We start from the raw sequence: 16,543 nt of genomic DNA, 5'->3' as shown, positions 1-16,543 counted from the left end.
TGTGTGGGCGCCAGCCTGCTGGCGATTGGGGCCCTCAAAACCTGCATTAATCTCAGGCCTTGCGCCAAACCCCTTTCCCACTCAACCGCTCTCTATCATGCGGGGTGGTAAAATTCTGCTGCGGCCCCTTCGGCACGATCCCCGTCGGATTGATGGTCTTGTGGCTGCCATAGTAGTGATTCTTGATGTGTTCAAAACTCACCGTCTCGGCAATCCCCGGCCACTGGTAAATCTCCCTTAGCCAGTTCGACAGATTCGGATAATCCGCGATCCGCCGCAGGTTGCATTTGAAGTGCCCGTAATACACCGCATCGAAACGAATCAACGTGGTGAACAGGCGGATGTCCGCTTCGGTCAGGTACTCACCGGCCAGGTAACGGTTGGCGCCCAGCAACTGCTCCAGTCGATCCAGCTCGGCAAACAATTCATCGAAGGCTTGTTCATAAGCGCTCTGCGACGTGGCAAACCCGGCGCGGTACACGCCGTTGTTCACAGCCGGATAGATCCGCTCGTTCAGCGCATCGATTTCACCGCGCAGCGCAGCCGGATAGAAATCCAGGTCATTGCCGGTCAATTCATCGAAGGCGCCGTTGAACATGCGGATGATTTCCGCCGATTCATTGTTGACGATGCGCTTCTGCTGGTTGTCCCACAGCACAGGCACGGTGACGCGGCCGGTGTAGTCGGCGGTGTCGGCGGTGTAGCGCTGGTGCATGAAGTCGAAGTGATCGAGCTTGTCGCCGGTGGAGCCGTGGGACTTGTCGAAGGTCCAGCCGTTTTCCAGCATCAGATAGCTGACTACCGACACATCGATCAGGCTTTCGAGGCCCTTGAGTTTGCGCAGGATCAGTGTGCGGTGCGCCCACGGACAAGCGAGGGATACGTAGAGGTGATAGCGGCCAGCCTCGGCAGCAAAGCCACCGACACCACTTGGGCCGGGTTGGCCGTCAGCCGTGACCCAGTTGCGACGCTGCGCCTGTTCACGCTGGAACGCGCCGTCCTTGCTGCTTTCGTACCATTTGTCCTGCCAGCGACCTTCAACTAACAAACCCATGTCCGAGACTCCTCAACCGATAAGCGTTGGAGAAGAGTCTAGGCTGTTAGGTTCGATAAAAAAGCGCAAAGCTTGAAGGGTTATGATCGATTAAATCGATTTATCCCGCGCATCCCAGTATTGCTGGGCAGTTTCGAACGCTTGCTCGCGGCTCTGGCCCAGGCCGCGCAACGCCAGGGCCATGGTCGAGATCAGGGCCATTTGCGGGTAACTGTCGACGACATCGCCGCGCCATACCGCCTTCAAATGCGCAGGTTCCAGGCTGGCGGGTTTGACGTGGCGCTGACTCGACAGTTGCGGCCATTGCTCATCCCAGCTCTCGCCACCGCGGGTGCCGTACAGGTGGCTGTCAGCGTCGGGGTTGATCTCGATCTCGCCGCCATCGCCCTTGACCACGATCGCCGTGTCGCCGAGCAAGCCGCTGGCATCGCGGTGCACCGCCTGGTAGCCGGGGTGGAAGATGCTTTGCAGGCCGCAACGGGCACCCAGCGGGTTGAGGATTCGCGCCAGCGAGTGGATTGGCGAGCGCAGGCCGAGGGTGTTGCGCAGGTCGATCATGCGTTGCAGCTGCGGTGCCCAGTCCACCAACGGCATGAAGGCCAGGCCGCCGTTGTCCAGCGCCGTGCCGACCTTCTGCCAGTCGCGGCACAACGGGATGTTCAGCTCATCCAGCAATTGTTCGCTGTAGAGCCGACCCGCAGTGTGCGCGCCGCCGCCATGCATGAAGATGCGCACACCGTTCTGTGCCAGGCACTTGGCCGCCAGCAGATACCACGGCAGATGACGTTTCTTGCCGGCATAGGTCGGCCAATCCAGATCCACCGCCAGGGCCGGCGCCTGCAAGCGTTCACGCAGGGCTTCGGTGAAGCCGGCCATTTCCTGCGCGCTTTCTTCCTTGTGGCGCAGCAGCATCAGGAAGGCACCAAGCTGGGTGTCCTCGACCTTGTCGTCAAGCACCATGCCCATGGCGGCGCGGGCTTCTTCACGCGTCAGGTCGCGGGCGCCACGCTTGCCTTTGCCGAGGATCCGCACGAATTGGGCGAACGGGTGCTCGGCGGGCGTTTCGAGGGTCAGCGCTGGGTAGTCGGTCATAGGCAATTCGTCGGTTTGGGCAGGCCCGCCAGTTTTGCGGCGAGTTTGGCAGGGGTGCCTTTGAACAGTCGGTTCAGGTGCAGGCTGTTGCCTTTGTCCGGGCCGAGTTTCAATGTGGTGTACTTGATCAGCGGCCGGGTGGCCGGCGACAGCTGGAATTCGGCGTAGAAGCTGCGCAGCAGTTCGAGGATCTCCCAGTGCTCGGGGCTCAACTCGATGTCTTCGGCGGCGGCCAGGGCACTGGCGACATCCGCCGACCAGTCGCTGAGATCCACAAGAAAACCGTCCTTGTCCAGCTCGATGGCGCGCGCGCCGACCGTCAATACATTCATAACCAGCTGTTGACCTTGTCATGGTGGATCGACAGTTCGACGAAGGCCGGGTAATCCACAGCCGTTGCCCAGCCTGGCACGTCGATAGCCCGGGCCTGGGCATCTTCGGTCAACACGTAGAGTGTCAGGCCGCGGGCATTCAGCGCCGTAAAAGGTGCGGTGCCGGGCTGCAGGGCATAGGCCGCGTCGCCGCACAGCAGCAGCGAGTCGTTGCTACCGATCAGGCGCAGGCAACTGTTCAGGCGGTCGTCGCCGAACGGGGAATGAGACAACACATGCAAAGTCGACATCAGAGGGTGATCACCTGGTCGTAACGGTCAATGAGCGCAGTGATTTCGTCGGCGGCCAACACGCGGGCTTCCGCAAGCGACAAGGCGCCAGGGTCCAGGCCGCGTTCGGCAACGCTGTCGGCACAGACAAACAGTTCTTCGACGCCGAACATCGGCAAGGCCTGCAGGTTGGCGCTCAAGTCTTTCTGTTGCAGGGCCCTGGCGTCCTGTTTCGCGGCGAGCTGGAACACGCCGTCGTCGAGAAACAGCAGGCCGATCGGCAAATCGAAGGCACCGCCCGCCAGCACGATGTCCAGCGCTTCCCGCGCGCCCGGCCCGGACCATGGCGATTGGCGGCTGATGATCAGCAAGGATTTGGCCATCTCACGCACCTCCGAAGCAGATCAGGCGGTCGGCGTCCTGCACCGCATCGTGCAACTGGCCGAGCCCGGACAATTCCCACGGCGCGCCGACGGCGACAGCTTCGCGCTGATAGCGTTTGGCTTCTTCTTCGTTCAACACCCCACGGCGCAGGGCGGCGGCGATGCACACCACGCCATCCAATTGGTGTTCGCTGACGAAGGCGCGCCATTGCTTGGGCAAGTCCAGCTCGTCCTGGGGCGTGACCACGCTGGCGGACGCGTTGTAGACGCCATCCTGGTAGAAAAACAGCCGGACAATCTCATGCCCACCGGCCAGCACAGCCTGGGCGAACAGCAAGGCGCGGCGCGAGGAGGGCGCATGGGCGGCGGAAAATACGGCGATGGCGAACTTCATGGCGGACTCGATCAGCGAAACTGCGGCCATGATAAAGCTTTATCGGCGCAGGGGCTAAATCGATGTCGCCTGTGCGGGCCTCTTCGCTGGCAAGCCAGCTCCTACAGGAAATGCGTCGGTCACAAAATTGCAGATCGCCACAGATCAACTGTAGGAGCTGGCTTGCCAGCGAAGAGGCCCGCCTAGGCGACATAAAGCTCAGCGTGGCATATACCCCAACTGCCAACGCCGCGGAATCTTCAACGACAACAGCCCCAGCGCCGCCGCCAGCAAGCCGCTGGCAAACAACGCCTTGAGCCCGAAATGATGTTCCAGCACCGCACCGAGCACCGCACCGGCAAACATGCCGGTCCAGGGGATCAATTGCACCCTCCATCCATTGCGGCGCTCGCCGAGCATCCAGCGCCCCAGCCCACGGCCGAAGCGCGACAGGGCGCCGGTGACGTAGGTCAGGCCGACCGGCAGGCCGTTGACCTCTTCCACGGCAGCATTGAGCATGCCCATGGCGATGATCGCCGCCAGCAGGGCGGGCAGTTGATTGTCGTAGGGCCAGGCCGCCGCGGCGCACAGCAGGGCGGCAATGCACAACAGCAAGGGCAGTGACCGGCGCCGGCCCAGGCGGCTGACGATAATGCCCAGCGCATTGCCGACAATGAAGGTGGCGATGAGGATCACCAGGCGCAGGGTCAACCCCAGGTCGCCGGCACTGATGGCCACCGCCATTCGCGTGGTGTTGCCGCTCATGAACGAGACGAAGTCGCCGCTGGCCATGAAACCGATCGCGTCGGTCATGCCGGCTAGCACCGAGAGCATGGCCACCAGGCTCATGCCGATTCGTCCGCGCCATTTCTGCGTGTGCAGGTGTCCGGGGCTGGCGTGGGTCCTGGAGGCGGAAGGCAGCATTGGCGGTGACGTCCTCGAGCGGTGGTCAGGGGGTTATCCCGTACAGGTCGCAATACTCCAGCCAGTCCATGCCGGCCATTTCCGCGACTTCCTTGTGCACTTCCAGGCGTTGGGCCTGGTATTCCTCTGGTGTGGCGGCGGTCAAAAGCAGCGTCAGCTCCCAGGCAAACAAACCCTGTTGTTCGGCTTCGGCTTCGAAGGCCTCATGCAGGCGTTCATCGCGAAACTGCGCGAGGGTTTCGCCCTTGGCCTGGGCCAGCAGCGGGTTGAGGTTGTCGAGCTCGACGCGCAGTTCGGGACGCTCGTCGAGAAACTTCTTCAGTGCATGTTCGTGTTGCTGCTCGGATGCCGCCATGGTCACTCCTTGGGAATGGATTATGAAGACTGTTTCTTGCTGGCCTTGGCCGCTGCCGCCAGGCACTCGAGGGCGAACTGCTCGGTATAGGTCATCTGGATCGGCGTGGTTTCGCCCTTGACGGTTCTTTCGCCGTCGAGGATGTACCGAATGCGCTTGTCGGTGACGCCGATTCGCTTGGCGATCCAGGAAGGTGTCTGACCGATCTGGCTGATCAGTTTGTCGGCGTATTCAGTGGTCGGTTTGTAGAATTCGGCATTGGGTGTCATGGGGCTTCCAGTGAAAAGTGCAATACAGCGCTATTGGCGCGACAGGGTGCGCGAATCGTCAGGCGCTGTCGCGGTATAAATGAAGTAAAGCAGAACGATACGCAGTGCCACGGTGATACAGTCCGCTTTTTCCTGATGAGTGAATGCAATGCGAATTCTGATGGTGGCGCTGGCCGTTACCTTGCTGGCGGGATGCGCGAGCTCGGCGATGAACGACGCTCGTACCAAGGCCCCGTACAAGACCCTCAACTCGGACAAGCCGGCCAAGGACGTCGCCCAGTGCGTGCAGTTTTCATGGCAGGACGAAGCGGTGTTCGGTGTCGATGCTGCCGCGTACCTGGAACCGGGAGAGAAGGGCAGCACCACCGTGTACACCCGCTCGGCGGAGTCTTTTGTCGACGTGACCACCGATGCCTCGGGCACGGTGTTGAGTTATTACGCGCAGCAGGATGATTTTGTCGCCAAGCGGCGGTTGGCGGCGTTGGCCACCTGCCTTTAAGGTCAATGCAATTCCCCATGTGGGAGCGGGCTTGCTCGCGAAGCCGGTGGGTCAGTCAGCATCGATGTTGAATGAAAAACCGCTTTCGCGAGCAAGCCCGCTCCCACAGGGTTTTTGTGTTGTGGTCAGTAGCTCAGGCGTTTCTGGAAGAAGAAATGCTTGTACCCCGGCGGGTAATCGGCAATGTGCCCGATCTCGCTATAGCCGCATTTTTTGTAGAACTCCGGCGCCTGGAATTCAAAGGTGTCGAGCCACATTCCTACGCACTTCCTCTCCCGCGCCAGCTCTTCGGCCATCTGCATCAGCCGGGTGCCCATGCCCTGTCCCCGGGCCTGTTCCGGTACCGACAGCAGGTCGATGAACATCCACTGGTAAAACAACCGGGCATAAAGGCCGCCGAGGATCGCATCCTTATCGTCGCGCACCAGCAGGGCGATGTGCTCGGGTACCGCGCCGTCGGCCTTCGAGGCGTTGTAGGCGCGCAGCGGCAGCAGGATGGCCTGGCGCTCTTCTTCCGTGGGGGTGGGCGAAAACTCTATTCGCAGGTTCATGGCTATATCCTTATGGCAGTGAACCGGCAGCCTATCGTGGTCCCTGTCATTGTTCCAGCACCCTCAGCCAGTGGAACCCTCGCCAATACGCAGATGTCATTTACTGTGACGCGCCATTCCAGAGTGCGACCGATGAGGACATTCCGTGAATATTTTCGAAGCCTTGCGCGAAAGCCACGAGCGCCAGCGTACCTACGCCAAAGCCTTGATCCGCACCAGCGGCGATAGCCCTGAACGCGTCGAGGCGTACAAGCAGCTCAAGTCAGAACTGCAGGCTCACGAAACCGCCGAAGAGCGGCATTTCTACATCCCGCTGATGGAGTTCGACAACGGCGTCGACTTGAGCCGCCACGCGATCGCCGAGCACCACGAGATGGATGAAATGATGGAAGAACTGGACAGTACAGAGATGTCCAGCCCGTCCTGGCTCGCGACCGCGAAGAAGCTGTCGGAAAAGGTTCATCACCATCTCGAGGAAGAGGAGCAGAAGTTCTTCCAGATGGCCGGCAAGTTGCTTGACGACAAGCAGAAAGAGTCGCTGGCGGGCCAATACGAGAAGGAATACCAGGCGCAGCTTGCGTGAGGTAAACCCGACAAATCAAAACCCGGGCAGGCGAGGTGTTCGGCTTTCCAGGCTGAGCAACGTCTGCTTCGCCTCCAGCCCCCCGGCGAACCCGGTCAGTTTCCCCGACGCGCCAATCACCCGGTGACAGGGCGCGATGATCGAAATCGGATTCCTCCCATTCGCCGCGCCCACTGCCCGCACCGCGCTCGGGTTGCCTATCTGCGTGGCGATCTGGCTGTAGCTGCGGGTCTCGCCGAAGGGGATGGTCAACAAGGCCATCCAGACCTTCTTCTGAAAGTCCGTCCCGACGAAATCAAGCTCAAGCTCGAAAGACTGGCGCGTGCCCGCGAAGTATTCGCGCAGTTGTTGCGCGGTGCGTTGCAGGAGCGGGTTGTCCGGCGCTTCACTCATCGGCCCCAGGCGCACCCGGCCCGGTTTGTCGTTTTCCCAGAGGATGGCCGCCAGACGTGAACCGTTCGCCACCAGCTTCAACTCGCCGACCGGTGACGCCAGGGTGATGCAGGTGTAGGTCATGTCGCAAGCATCGCCGATTGTTGAACAGGCGTTAAGGATACTGCTTCACCGAGGAGGCGCAATACGCAATCGCGACCATACTTGCCTACGGCTTTTGATGCGTTTTCCTACTTAAATAAGAAGAAGAGACCGACTCATGAAGTACGAACCTTTTGCCAAATCGCTGATTGCGACCTCATTGGCGCTCAGCTGCCTGATGGCCCATGCGGCCTCCGTGGCCCCGGTCGCCGCCGAAAACGGCATGGTGGTCACCGCCCAGCACCTGGCCAGCCATGTGGGCGTGGATGTGCTGAAGAACGGTGGCAACGCGGTCGACGCCGCTGTTGCGGTGGGTTACGCGTTGGCGGTGGTCTATCCCGCGGCGGGTAACCTGGGGGGTGGTGGTTTCATGACCATCCAACTGGCGGACGGGCGCAAGACGTTCCTCGACTTCCGTGAAAAAGCCCCGCTGGCCGCCACCGCCGACATGTACCTGGACAAAGAGGGCAACGTCATCCCCGACCTGAGCACCCGCGGTCACCTGGCCGTCGGCGTGCCGGGCACCGTGTCCGGCATGGAACTGGCGCTCTCCAAATACGGCACCAAACCGCGCAAGGAAGTGATCGCCCCGGCCATCAAGCTCGCCGAAGACGGTTTCGAGTTGGAGCAGGGTGACGTCGAGTTGCTGGAGTACGCCACCGACGTGTTCAAGAAGGACATCAAGGATTCCGGCGCGATCTTCCTGAGCAATGGCGAGCCGATGCAGGTCGGGCAGAAACTGGTGCAGAAAGACCTCGGCAAGACCCTGCGGGAGATCTCCGAGAAAGGCGCCGACGGCTTCTACAAGGGCTGGGTGGCCGACGCCATCGTCACCTCCAGCCAGGCCAACAAGGGCATCATCACCCAGGCCGACCTCGACAAGTACAAGACCCGCGAACTGGCGCCCATCGAGTGCGACTACCGCGGCTACCATGTGGTCTCGGCACCGCCACCGAGCTCCGGCGGAGTGGTGATCTGCCAGATCATGAACATCCTCGAAGGCTATCCGATGAAGGACCTGGGCTACCACTCGGCCCAGGGCATGCATTACCAGATCGAAGCGATGCGCCACGCCTATGTGGACCGCAACAGCTACCTGGGCGACCCGGACTTCGTGAAAAACCCGATCGCGCATCTGCTCGACAAAAACTACGCGACCAAGCTGCGTGAAGCCATCAGCCCGCAAAAGGCCGGGGTGTCCAAGGACCTCAAGCCTGGCGTAGCCCCCCATGAAGGCAGCAACACCACCCATTACTCCATCGTCGACAAATGGGGCAATGCGGTGTCGGTGACCTACACCCTCAACGACTGGTTCGGTGCCGGAGTCATGGCGAGCAAGACCGGGGTCATCCTCAACGATGAAATGGACGACTTCACCTCGAAGATCGGCGTACCCAACATGTACGGCCTGGTGCAGGGCGAGGCCAACGCCATCGCACCCGGCAAGGCGCCGCTGTCGTCCATGAGCCCGACCATCGTCACCAAGGACGGCAAAGTGGTGATGGTGGTGGGCACCCCCGGTGGCAGCCGTATCATCACCGCGACCCTGCTGACCATGCTCAACGTCATCGACTACGGCATGAACATCCAGGAAGCGGTCGATGCACCGCGTTTCCACCAGCAATGGCTGCCGGAGGAAACCAACCTGGAGACCTTCACCACCAGCCCGGACACGGTGAAGATCCTCGAAAGCTGGGGCCACAAGTTTGCCGGTCCCCAGGATGCCAACCACCTGGCGGCGATCCTGGTGGGCGCGCCGTCGCTGGAGGGCAAGCCGGTGGGCAAGAACCGTTTCTACGGGGCCAACGATCCACGGCGTAATACCGGGTTGTCGCTCGGCTACTGAGGCTTGTGTTTGGAGGGGGACGGACTTATGTTCGTCCCTGATCCACTGACTTCTTCAAGGAAGGAACCATGACCACTGCACTGCTGATCATCGATGTACAGCAAGCCTTGTGCGCAGGCGAGTACGAGTGTTTTCAGATCTCGCGTGTCATCACCACCATCAACGAACTCTCTGCCCGGGCGCGAAAGGCCGGCGTGCCGGTGGTGTTCATCCAGCACGAGGAAAAGGGCAGTCCCTTTGCCCATGAGGCGGCGGGCTGGCAACTGGCCGAAGGGCTGGAAACTTCAGCGAAGGATGCGCGCGTACGCAAGACCACCCCGGATTCGTTCTACCAGACCAACCTGCAGAAGCTGTTGCCGATCGATGACTTCGAGCGCCTGGTCATCTGCGGGCTGCAAACCGATTATTGCGTCAACGCCACGGTGCGCCAGGCGTTGAAACTGGGCTACGACGTGGTGCTGGCGGCGGACGCGCACTCCACGGTCGACAACGGCAACCTCAGCGCCGAAGACATCATTGCCGAGCACAACAAGGACCTGGCGCACCTGACCGGTTCGGTGGCACGGATCGACGTGGTCCCGGCCGCAAAAGTCCTGTTTTAAGCTACGCAGTCCCCTTGTAGGAGCCCGGCTTGCCGGCGAAGGCGTCCTTGAATATTGCGCTGGTCTTGCGGGCGCCTTCGCCGGCAAGCCGGGCTCCTACAGGGGAATGCAGCGCTCGCCCAGTTCAAGTCGCAAACTTCAAAACCCTGTCTTCCCGCACCACAAACGGCACCACGCCGCCCAGCACCAGCCGGGTAATGGTCGCCGCCGCGTTGTCGTAATCCTCGTCCTGTGGCGTCCCGCGCCCGGTGATATGCGCCATCTGCCATCCCAGGTTGGTGTACGTGCGCGTCGCCGACCAGATGAACAACATCAGATGCTCCGGATCCACTGGCGCCAGAACACCCCGTTCGATCCAGCTGCCCAGGCATTCGACGTTGCGCCGGGCCTCGGCGTACAGCAGGTCTCGACATTCCTCGGGCAGGTGCTTGGCGCCCAACAACAGCTCATCGCTGAACACCTTTGCAATGTGCGGGTGCTCCCGGGCGATACGAATCCGCGCCTCGATGTAGGCCGGCAGGCTCACCAACGGGTCGTCGCTCTCGCGCAGCACCGCAGAGGCTTCCAGCAGCGGCTCGACAAACCCGAGCAGCACCTTGGCGTAGAGGTTTTCTTTGCTCTGGAAGTAATAGTACAGGTTGGCTTTCGGCACGCCGGCCCGCGCCGCAATGTCGCGAGTCTGGGTGGCGTCGAAGCCCCTGGCGGCAAATTCCGCGCTGGCGGCCTCCAGGATCAGCTGCTGGTTGTGTTGGCGAATACGGCTCATGGGGACTTCTTGGCGATTTGAGTTTCGAAATATACAAAACTATATAGCGATAGAGCCAGTCTCATCCCCAAATCCGCCGGTGGACGCCATCGTGGCGCCTGTGGCATGGTCCCGGCGACAAACCATGCAGCGAACAGGATCGGCACGATGGAGCAGGGTAATCAGGGTGGCAACACCCTGCAGGCGTTCAACCGTTGCGTGTTGCACCTGGGGCGTCTGGCACGCGAGCGTGGCGCTGCCGAATTCATCGCCGACGGCTTGCAGGCGCTCCGTCAACTGGTGCCATTCGCTTCGGCTTGGTGGGGCGAGATGTCCACCTCGGTCGCCAGCGCACCGCCGCAAAGCTGGATGCACGGGCGCATCGATTTGCCTGACTCGTTTGCCGGCGAATGGCAACAGAACGCCGGCAGCGACAGATTCTCCCATGACACCTTGAGCCGTCCCGGCGAGGTCATCCGCGACAGCGGCTTCAACGACCCCAACGCCGAAGTGGATGCATTCGCCCGGCGCCATGATCTTTATCACCTGATGTGCATCACCTTCGAGCTGCCGGAAAGCGGCTTGATGTTTTTCGTCTGCCTCTACCGTGGCGCCGATGCAATGGCCTTCAGCGACGGCGAGGCCGATCTGTTTTCCGCGTTCTGCGACCACCTGTTGCAGCTGTGGCGATTCCAGGTGCAGGACATGATCTGCGTCGACACCGGCAACGGCGCCAGCGATTTTGGGGTCGCACGACGCGACGGTGGCCTGCTCTACATTGGCGCCGGGTTGTGCTCGGTCATTCAACGGGAGTTGCCCGGCTGGAATGGCTCGACGCTGCCCGACAAAATCATCGCGCACTTGCCCAAAGCGCCCTGCGTCATGCGCCTGGGCCGCTCGGCACTGACCCTCAGCCCGAACGCCGAGCACGTCATCCTGTCGCTGGAAACCCAGCCACGCGGTGCGGTGCTGGCACCTCGGGAGCGGACGGTGGCGATGTTGTTCGCGGCGGGTCATTCCTACAAGGAGATCGCCAAAATTCTTTCCCTCAGCCCCTCCACAGTGCGCACCTACCTGCGCAACTGTTACTTGCAGTTGGGCGTGAAGAGCAAGGTGGAACTGGGTTCGGTGCTGTGTTCGCCAAATGCGCTTGCGGTGCCCCGGGATTGAATGTCGCGGGTCGGGGACTTCGGTGGGTGATCCGGTGCTTTATCAGCCCGTTCACCTATCAGTTCTGCTAGTTCCCATCGTGAGTAGAACCGTCAATACTCGGTCCATCTGACGTTCGATCTTCAGGAGTGCTCACCGATGTCACGTCCGCGTGAAATGCTGATGTACCAGTATCGCTACGACGCACTGGACCGACTCATCGGTCATACGCTGACAGGTACCTGCGAGCGGCAACTCTTCTACTGCAAAAGTCACTTGGCCACCCAGGTGCAAGGAACAATTAGTTATTCACTGTTCCAAAACGGCGACCAGTTGTTGGCGCAACGACGACTCCACGGTGTGATAGATGAAGCCGCGTTACTGGCCGTTGATCAACAACGCTCGGTGCTGCATGCCGTTGCTGCCACTGCACCCAAGGCCATTGCCTATTCCGCTTATGGCCACCGCCCTGATATTGACGAATTGTCTAGTCTGCTGGGATTCAACGGCGAACGGGTGGACCCACTGACCGGGTACTATTTGTTGGGGAACGGGTATCGGGCGTTTAATCCGGTGCTGATGCGGTTTAACAGCCCGGACAGTTTCAGCCCGTTTGGGCAGGGGGGCGTGAATTCGTATGCCTATTGTCTGGGGGACCCAGTGAACAATAGCGATCAGAATGGGCATTTCATTTTACCCTCCAGAGTTATTGAGTTGGGCTTGCGATGGCGAGGGAACGCCAGAGCTAAGGCGTTGGGGGTGCGATGGTTAGGAAAAGCCAGGGCCAACTTATCTCTTCCAGTCGGAGGAAGCATCTTTCGTGATTATTTTGTTAGTCCTGCCGCGATTGAAAATCTGGGTATTGCCACAAAGAACTTAAACGTTTCGACGCCTGGTACATCCAATCGATTGAGGAGTTTTTCTACGAGGAGCGTTGGTAATTCAGAGATCGCGGGGCATAACTACAGCTCCGGCATACACCGGCGGAGAGTGGTTTATCCATCAAGAAACCAAAGACAGTTCGATGCGACATCGGGTTCAGAGCTGGACGCCATATTTAGAAACCAACGCCATCCGCAACACGAGGCAATACTAGGTGTGTATCAACAAAGCGGCAGAATCAATATTGAAAATCACCTATCTGTTCCAGCTCCTCACACGTTCAATGCTTTTGGCTATCTAGACCCCGATCGTGTATTGGAACGAATTGATAACGGCCTGACGGGTAGTGTTCCAGGCGTTATGCCAAGCATGTTGATTCGCAGGATCAGGGAAGAAAATATAGCTCCACTAAATAACGCATATCTTCGGCAGCGATATCCTCAGTTTTTCAACGGAAATACTCGAGGCAGGGGATAGTGCCTTCTCCAGCAAATGTGCTCCATACCCTCCAGTGCAATTCTGAAGGGCGTGCATACATCACTCAAACCAAACTATTTTCTTGCCCCCTCCTCATTTGCAGAGGTCCATTCGAATGCCGCGCCCTATAGGGTATGCCCTGCATATCAAGGGCTTGCGCGGCAGTCTGGCAGGGCCCTTCAAAAACTATAAAAACAGAGGTGAGGCCATTGAAATTCTCCGGGCTATTTATCGCCGTTGCCGGTGCGACGGTCGTGTCCTGCGTGGCGCTCGTGGGGTGCCAGACCCAGGGTTCGACCAGTGCCGACATGGTCATGCGCAACGGTTACGTGTACACCGTCGACGGCAAGGATTCGGTGCAGCAGGCGGTTGCCGTCAAGGACGGGAAGATCCTGTATGTCGGCAGCGATGAGGGCGCTGCTTCTTACATCGGCAGCCAGACGCAAGTGGTCGATCTGGCCGGGCGCATGCTGATGCCGGGCTTCATCGATGCGCACATGCATCCGGGGGACGGCGGTCGCGCCATGACCTTGTGCGATCTGAAGTACCAGACGATGACCCGCAAGATGTTCCAGGAAACCATCCAGGCCTGTCTGGATGCGGACAAGGACAAGGGCGACGACGTCTGGCTCGAAGTCGGCAGTTGGGATCGCATGGGCATGGCCGGCCTCGACGGCGATGCCGACAAATCGACCCTCGATGCGCTCAAGACCCGGCGCCCGATCCAGGTGCGCTCCACCGACTTCCATACCGTGCTGGTCAACTCCCGCGGCCTCGCGGTGGCGGGCATCGACAAGCGCACGGCCAACCCCGGCGATGGCAAGTACGTGCGCGACAGTGCCGGCAATCCGACCGGCATCTGCGAGGACGGCGCGGCGGATGCCATGGCCGCCGTGGTTCCCCCGGCCACCGACGCCGAGAAGCTGATGCAAAGCCGCGCCGCGCTCGACGCCATGCGCCAGCAGGGCATCACCAGTTTCTTCGATGCCATGTCGGGACCGGAGAACGCCAAGGCATTCACCGCCCTCGCGCAGTCCGGCGAACTCACCGCCCGGGCCTTGCTGGCGATCAAGCTGGACCCGGCTGCCGCCACTGCAGACCCGGATAAAACCATCGCCGAGGCCAAGGCGCTGGCCAGCACCTACGACCAGGGGGAAACCAAGGTCGCGCCGGGCGTGAGCATGCGTCACGTCAAGTTGTTCATGGACGGCATCATCAACGCACCGGCCGACACCGGGGCGATGTTGACGCCGTACCTGCACAACGCCGGCACCGAAAAGGCACCGAAATGGGCGCCGGGCAAGAACCGTGGCGAGCTGTATTTCCCGCCCCAGGTTCTCAATCCGCTGCTGCTCAAGGCCGTCCAGGCCGGTCTCGATCCGCACCTGCACGCCACCGGCGACCGCGCGGTACGCGACTCGCTCAACGGCATCGCCTACGTGCGCCAGCAATTGCCCGGCAACCCGTTCCGCCCGGCCATCACCCACGCCGAGTCGGTGGACCCGGCCGATTACGGGCGCTTCAAGGCGCTGGACGTGACCGCCAACATGTCGTTCCAGTGGGCGCAGCAGGCACCGTCCACGGTGGACGGGACCAATGAGCATCTGGGCGCCGAGCGGTTTTCCCGCATGGAACCCTCGGGCAGCATCGCCCGCGCTGGTGGCCGGGTGGCGTATGGCAGCGACTGGCCGGTGGACCCGCTGGACGAGTTCCTCGCGCTGAAGATCGGTGTCACCCGCGCGGGCGATCCACAGAATCCGCACAGCTATGGCCCCCAATACGCGGGCAGGCTCAACGATGACCCGTCGCTGTCCCGTGCCGAAGTGCTGCGCACCATCACCCTGAATGCGGCCGAGCAACTCAGGCTGGAAAAAGTGACGGGCTCGGTCGAGGTGGGCAAGTTTGCCGACCTGATCGTCCTGGACAAGAACTTCATGCAGGTGCCTGAGGACGAGTTGGGGCGCAATCAGGTGTTGCTGACGCTGGTGGGCGGCAAGGTGGTGTGGGCGAAGGCGCCGTTTGTGGGGCAGGTGGCCATGACCGAACAACAAAAATAAACGCATTCCCCCTGTGGGAGCGGGCTTGCTCGCGAATGCGGTGTGTCAGGTGGCATTAATGTTGACTGTTACATCGCCTTCGCGAGCAAGCCCGCTCCCACATTTGAATTGCGTGCATGCCTTCTATTTTCGCAGAGAACAAGAATAATGACCGATAGTCAGCAACGAAGTCCCCTGATCGAGACCCGCTCGATCGATTACATCCCCGAGGCCGAGCGCCACGGCAGTCTCTATAGCCAGTTCACCCTGTGGCTCGGCGCCAACCTGCAGATCACCGCGATCGTCACCGGGGCGTTGGCCGTGGTGTTGGGCGGTGATGTGTTCTGGTCACTCATCGGCCTGCTGATCGGCCAAATACTGGGCGGCGCCGTGGTGGCGCTACACGCCGCCCAAGGGCCGAAGCTCGGGTTGCCGCAGATGATTTCCAGCCGCGTGCAGTTCGGGGTGTACGGCGCGGCGATCCCGATTGTGCTGGTGTGCCTGATGTACCTTGGCTTCAGCGCCACCGGTGCGGTGTTGTCGGGGCAGGCGATTGCCCAGTTGATCAGCGTCAGCGACAGTGCCGGCATCCTGATTTTCGCCGCCTGCATCGCACTGCTGACGATGTTCGGTTACCGGGTGATCCACCTGGTCGGGCGGGTGGCCAGCGTGTTGGGCGTGATCGCGTTCGTCTATCTGTTCAGCCGCTTGATCAGCCTCAACGACATCGGCCTGTTGCTGGAAAACCGCCACTTCAGCTGGAGCACCTTCCTGCTGGCGGTGTCGCTGTCGGCTTCCTGGCAGATCGCCTTTGGCCCGTACGTGGCTGACTATTCGCGCTACCTGCCGAGCAACACCTCGTCCTGGAAAACCTTCGCCGCCGTCGGCCTCGGCACCGTGCTGGGCGCCCAGGCGTCGATGGTGTTGGGCGTATTCGCCGCGGCGTTGGCGGGGGCGAACTTTCGCGGACATGAAGTGGCGACCATCGTCGGCCTGGGCAGTACCGGGGTGATGGCTTCCCTGCTGTACCTGAGCGTGGTGTTCGGCAAGGTCACGGTGTCGACCCTCAATGCCTATGGCAGCTTCATGTGCGTGGCCACCATCATCAGCGGCTTTCGCCGTCGCCTGGAATTCAGCGCCGGCCAGCGCATGGTGTTCGTGCTGGTTATCGTCGCGGCGTCCACCACCCTCGCACTGCTGGGCCAGTACTCGTTCCTCAATTCGTTCAAGTACTTCATCCTGTTCCTGCTGACGTTCTTCACCCCCTGGAGCGCGATCAACCTGGTGGATTACTACTTCATCAACAAGGAGCGTTATGACATCCCGGCCTTGTCCGACCCGGCAGGACGCTATGGTCGCTGGAACATGCCGGGCATCAGCGTGTACGTGATCGGCGTGTTGATCCAGCTGCCTTTCGTCGACACCCATTTCTATTCCGGACCGATGGTCGCGCAACTTGGCGGCGTGGATATTTCCTGGATCGTCGGCCTGGTGGTGCCGGGAATCCTGTATTTCCTGATGGCCAAGACCTCGACAGGGGTTGTGCCAGTTGCCGAAATTCAAAGACCTGAATAAGATACATCCGCAA

Annotated in this window: 20 protein-coding genes; 8 read left to right on the top strand and 12 right to left on the bottom strand. The window is 60.8% G+C overall.

From position 1 onward, the window contains the following. Window positions 1-52: 52 nt before the first annotated feature. From ACM6I6_RS02990 to ACM6I6_RS02950, 9 genes are all read right to left on the bottom strand, one after another. Window positions 53-1,054 carry a glutathione S-transferase family protein gene (locus ACM6I6_RS02990; RefSeq protein WP_414919369.1) on the bottom strand — a complete coding sequence of 334 codons (1,002 nt, stop codon included), beginning with the start codon at window positions 1,052-1,054 and terminating at the stop codon, window positions 53-55. A 90-nt stretch (window positions 1,055-1,144) separates the two neighbouring features. Then, window positions 1,145-2,146, bottom strand: coding sequence for a glycosyl transferase family protein (locus ACM6I6_RS02985; RefSeq protein ID WP_414919368.1), 1,002 nt, complete (start codon window positions 2,144-2,146; stop codon window positions 1,145-1,147). Next, window positions 2,143-2,478, bottom strand: a complete 336-nt coding sequence (locus ACM6I6_RS02980; protein ID WP_323608415.1) for a TusE/DsrC/DsvC family sulfur relay protein — start codon at window positions 2,476-2,478, stop codon at window positions 2,143-2,145. The genes ACM6I6_RS02985 and ACM6I6_RS02980 overlap by 4 nt, the downstream gene beginning before the upstream one ends. Then, window positions 2,475-2,768: a sulfurtransferase complex subunit TusB gene (tusB, locus tag ACM6I6_RS02975; protein WP_414919367.1), complete on the bottom strand. Its 294-nt coding sequence runs from the start codon at window positions 2,766-2,768 to the stop codon at window positions 2,475-2,477. The genes ACM6I6_RS02980 and tusB overlap by 4 nt, the downstream gene beginning before the upstream one ends. Further along, a complete protein-coding gene (tusC, locus tag ACM6I6_RS02970) occupies window positions 2,768-3,130 on the bottom strand; it encodes a sulfurtransferase complex subunit TusC (protein ID WP_274074777.1) in 363 nt (120 codons plus the stop codon). The genes tusB and tusC overlap by 1 nt, the downstream gene beginning before the upstream one ends. Window position 3,131: 1 nt before the next feature. After that, a complete protein-coding gene (gene tusD, locus ACM6I6_RS02965) occupies window positions 3,132-3,524 on the bottom strand; it encodes a sulfurtransferase complex subunit TusD (RefSeq protein ID WP_274074802.1) in 393 nt (130 codons plus the stop codon). A 198-nt stretch (window positions 3,525-3,722) separates the two neighbouring features. Continuing rightward, window positions 3,723-4,427 (bottom strand): YoaK family protein, encoded by a 705-nt coding sequence (locus ACM6I6_RS02960; RefSeq protein ID WP_274074778.1) that lies wholly within the window; start codon window positions 4,425-4,427, stop codon window positions 3,723-3,725. A 25-nt stretch (window positions 4,428-4,452) separates the two neighbouring features. Then, window positions 4,453-4,782 carry a DUF6388 family protein gene (locus ACM6I6_RS02955; protein WP_274074779.1) on the bottom strand — a complete coding sequence of 110 codons (330 nt, stop codon included), beginning with the start codon at window positions 4,780-4,782 and terminating at the stop codon, window positions 4,453-4,455. Between the two features lie 20 nt (window positions 4,783-4,802). Continuing rightward, entirely contained in the window at window positions 4,803-5,051 is a 249-nt protein-coding gene (locus tag ACM6I6_RS02950; protein WP_034146936.1) for a hypothetical protein, read from the bottom strand. Between the two features lie 148 nt (window positions 5,052-5,199). On the opposite strand from ACM6I6_RS02950, the gene ACM6I6_RS02945 reads away from it, so the two are divergent. Then, on the top strand, window positions 5,200-5,550 hold the full coding sequence (locus ACM6I6_RS02945; RefSeq protein ID WP_046817189.1) for a hypothetical protein: 351 nt from the start codon (window positions 5,200-5,202) through the stop codon (window positions 5,548-5,550). Window positions 5,551-5,675: 125 nt separating this feature from the next. Here ACM6I6_RS02945 and ACM6I6_RS02940 read toward each other — a convergent pair whose 3' ends face one another. Further along, window positions 5,676-6,101 (bottom strand): GNAT family N-acetyltransferase, encoded by a 426-nt coding sequence (locus tag ACM6I6_RS02940; protein WP_414919366.1) that lies wholly within the window; start codon window positions 6,099-6,101, stop codon window positions 5,676-5,678. A gap of 145 nt (window positions 6,102-6,246) precedes the next feature. On the opposite strand from ACM6I6_RS02940, the gene ACM6I6_RS02935 reads away from it, so the two are divergent. After that, the gene (locus tag ACM6I6_RS02935; RefSeq protein WP_408597439.1) at window positions 6,247-6,684 is read left to right on the top strand and encodes a hemerythrin domain-containing protein; all 438 of its coding nucleotides are present in this window, start codon (window positions 6,247-6,249) and stop codon (window positions 6,682-6,684) included. A gap of 15 nt (window positions 6,685-6,699) precedes the next feature. Here the strand turns inward: ACM6I6_RS02935 and ACM6I6_RS02930 are convergent, their stop codons facing one another. After that, entirely contained in the window at window positions 6,700-7,200 is a 501-nt protein-coding gene (locus tag ACM6I6_RS02930) for a methylated-DNA--[protein]-cysteine S-methyltransferase (RefSeq protein ID WP_274074782.1), read from the bottom strand. A gap of 136 nt (window positions 7,201-7,336) precedes the next feature. Between ACM6I6_RS02930 and ggt the strand changes: the two genes are divergently transcribed. Beyond that, window positions 7,337-9,064 carry a gamma-glutamyltransferase gene (ggt, locus tag ACM6I6_RS02925; protein WP_274074783.1) on the top strand — a complete coding sequence of 576 codons (1,728 nt, stop codon included), beginning with the start codon at window positions 7,337-7,339 and terminating at the stop codon, window positions 9,062-9,064. Window positions 9,065-9,132: 68 nt separating this feature from the next. Further along, on the top strand, window positions 9,133-9,666 hold the full coding sequence (locus ACM6I6_RS02920; protein ID WP_414919365.1) for a cysteine hydrolase family protein: 534 nt from the start codon (window positions 9,133-9,135) through the stop codon (window positions 9,664-9,666). 124 nt (window positions 9,667-9,790) lie between these two features. Here the strand turns inward: ACM6I6_RS02920 and ACM6I6_RS02915 are convergent, their stop codons facing one another. Continuing rightward, window positions 9,791-10,432, bottom strand: a complete 642-nt coding sequence (locus tag ACM6I6_RS02915) for a TetR/AcrR family transcriptional regulator (RefSeq protein WP_323608420.1) — start codon at window positions 10,430-10,432, stop codon at window positions 9,791-9,793. 147 nt (window positions 10,433-10,579) lie between these two features. On the opposite strand from ACM6I6_RS02915, the gene ACM6I6_RS02910 reads away from it, so the two are divergent. The 4 genes from ACM6I6_RS02910 (at window position 10,580) to ACM6I6_RS02895 (ending at window position 16,530) form a co-directional block, all read left to right on the top strand. Further along, complete coding sequence (locus ACM6I6_RS02910) at window positions 10,580-11,581, top strand: helix-turn-helix transcriptional regulator (protein ID WP_414919364.1); 1,002 nt, start codon at window positions 10,580-10,582, stop codon at window positions 11,579-11,581. A gap of 138 nt (window positions 11,582-11,719) precedes the next feature. After that, window positions 11,720-12,919, top strand: coding sequence for an RHS repeat-associated core domain-containing protein (locus ACM6I6_RS02905; RefSeq protein WP_414919363.1), 1,200 nt, complete (start codon window positions 11,720-11,722; stop codon window positions 12,917-12,919). 209 nt (window positions 12,920-13,128) lie between these two features. Continuing rightward, window positions 13,129-14,976, top strand: a complete 1,848-nt coding sequence (locus ACM6I6_RS02900; protein ID WP_414919362.1) for an amidohydrolase — start codon at window positions 13,129-13,131, stop codon at window positions 14,974-14,976. Between the two features lie 147 nt (window positions 14,977-15,123). Further along, window positions 15,124-16,530: a purine-cytosine permease family protein gene (locus ACM6I6_RS02895; RefSeq protein WP_406592028.1), complete on the top strand. Its 1,407-nt coding sequence runs from the start codon at window positions 15,124-15,126 to the stop codon at window positions 16,528-16,530. Window positions 16,531-16,543 lie beyond the last annotated feature (13 nt).

Source organism: Pseudomonas sp. IT-P218 (assembly GCF_949767605.1).
GTDB classification, from domain to species: Bacteria; Pseudomonadota; Gammaproteobacteria; order Pseudomonadales; family Pseudomonadaceae; genus Aquipseudomonas; species Aquipseudomonas putida_AE.
This window is presented reverse-complemented; position numbering and strand designations above follow the sequence as displayed.

Excerpts from the sequence above, each read along its gene's own strand:
- ACM6I6_RS02990 (WP_414919369.1), bottom strand. The coding sequence starts at position 1,054 with ATGGGTTTGTTAGTTGAAGGTCGCTGGCAGGACAAATGGTACGAAAGC.
- ACM6I6_RS02985 (WP_414919368.1), bottom strand. The coding sequence starts at position 2,146 with ATGACCGACTACCCAGCGCTGACCCTCGAAACGCCCGCCGAGCACCCG.
- ACM6I6_RS02980 (WP_323608415.1), bottom strand. The coding sequence starts at position 2,478 with ATGAATGTATTGACGGTCGGCGCGCGCGCCATCGAGCTGGACAAGGAC.
- tusB (WP_414919367.1), bottom strand. The coding sequence starts at position 2,768 with ATGTCGACTTTGCATGTGTTGTCTCATTCCCCGTTCGGCGACGACCGC.
- tusC (WP_274074777.1), bottom strand. The coding sequence starts at position 3,130 with ATGGCCAAATCCTTGCTGATCATCAGCCGCCAATCGCCATGGTCCGGG.
- tusD (WP_274074802.1), bottom strand. The coding sequence starts at position 3,524 with ATGAAGTTCGCCATCGCCGTATTTTCCGCCGCCCATGCGCCCTCCTCG.
- ACM6I6_RS02960 (WP_274074778.1), bottom strand. The coding sequence starts at position 4,427 with ATGCTGCCTTCCGCCTCCAGGACCCACGCCAGCCCCGGACACCTGCAC.
- ACM6I6_RS02955 (WP_274074779.1), bottom strand. The coding sequence starts at position 4,782 with ATGGCGGCATCCGAGCAGCAACACGAACATGCACTGAAGAAGTTTCTC.
- ACM6I6_RS02950 (WP_034146936.1), bottom strand. The coding sequence starts at position 5,051 with ATGACACCCAATGCCGAATTCTACAAACCGACCACTGAATACGCCGAC.
- ACM6I6_RS02945 (WP_046817189.1), top strand. The coding sequence starts at position 5,200 with ATGCGAATTCTGATGGTGGCGCTGGCCGTTACCTTGCTGGCGGGATGC.
- ACM6I6_RS02940 (WP_414919366.1), bottom strand. The coding sequence starts at position 6,101 with ATGAACCTGCGAATAGAGTTTTCGCCCACCCCCACGGAAGAAGAGCGC.
- ACM6I6_RS02930 (WP_274074782.1), bottom strand. The coding sequence starts at position 7,200 with ATGACCTACACCTGCATCACCCTGGCGTCACCGGTCGGCGAGTTGAAG.
- ggt (WP_274074783.1), top strand. The coding sequence starts at position 7,337 with ATGAAGTACGAACCTTTTGCCAAATCGCTGATTGCGACCTCATTGGCG.
- ACM6I6_RS02920 (WP_414919365.1), top strand. The coding sequence starts at position 9,133 with ATGACCACTGCACTGCTGATCATCGATGTACAGCAAGCCTTGTGCGCA.
- ACM6I6_RS02915 (WP_323608420.1), bottom strand. The coding sequence starts at position 10,432 with ATGAGCCGTATTCGCCAACACAACCAGCAGCTGATCCTGGAGGCCGCC.
- ACM6I6_RS02910 (WP_414919364.1), top strand. The coding sequence starts at position 10,580 with ATGGAGCAGGGTAATCAGGGTGGCAACACCCTGCAGGCGTTCAACCGT.
- ACM6I6_RS02905 (WP_414919363.1), top strand. The coding sequence starts at position 11,720 with ATGTCACGTCCGCGTGAAATGCTGATGTACCAGTATCGCTACGACGCA.
- ACM6I6_RS02895 (WP_406592028.1), top strand. The coding sequence starts at position 15,124 with ATGACCGATAGTCAGCAACGAAGTCCCCTGATCGAGACCCGCTCGATC.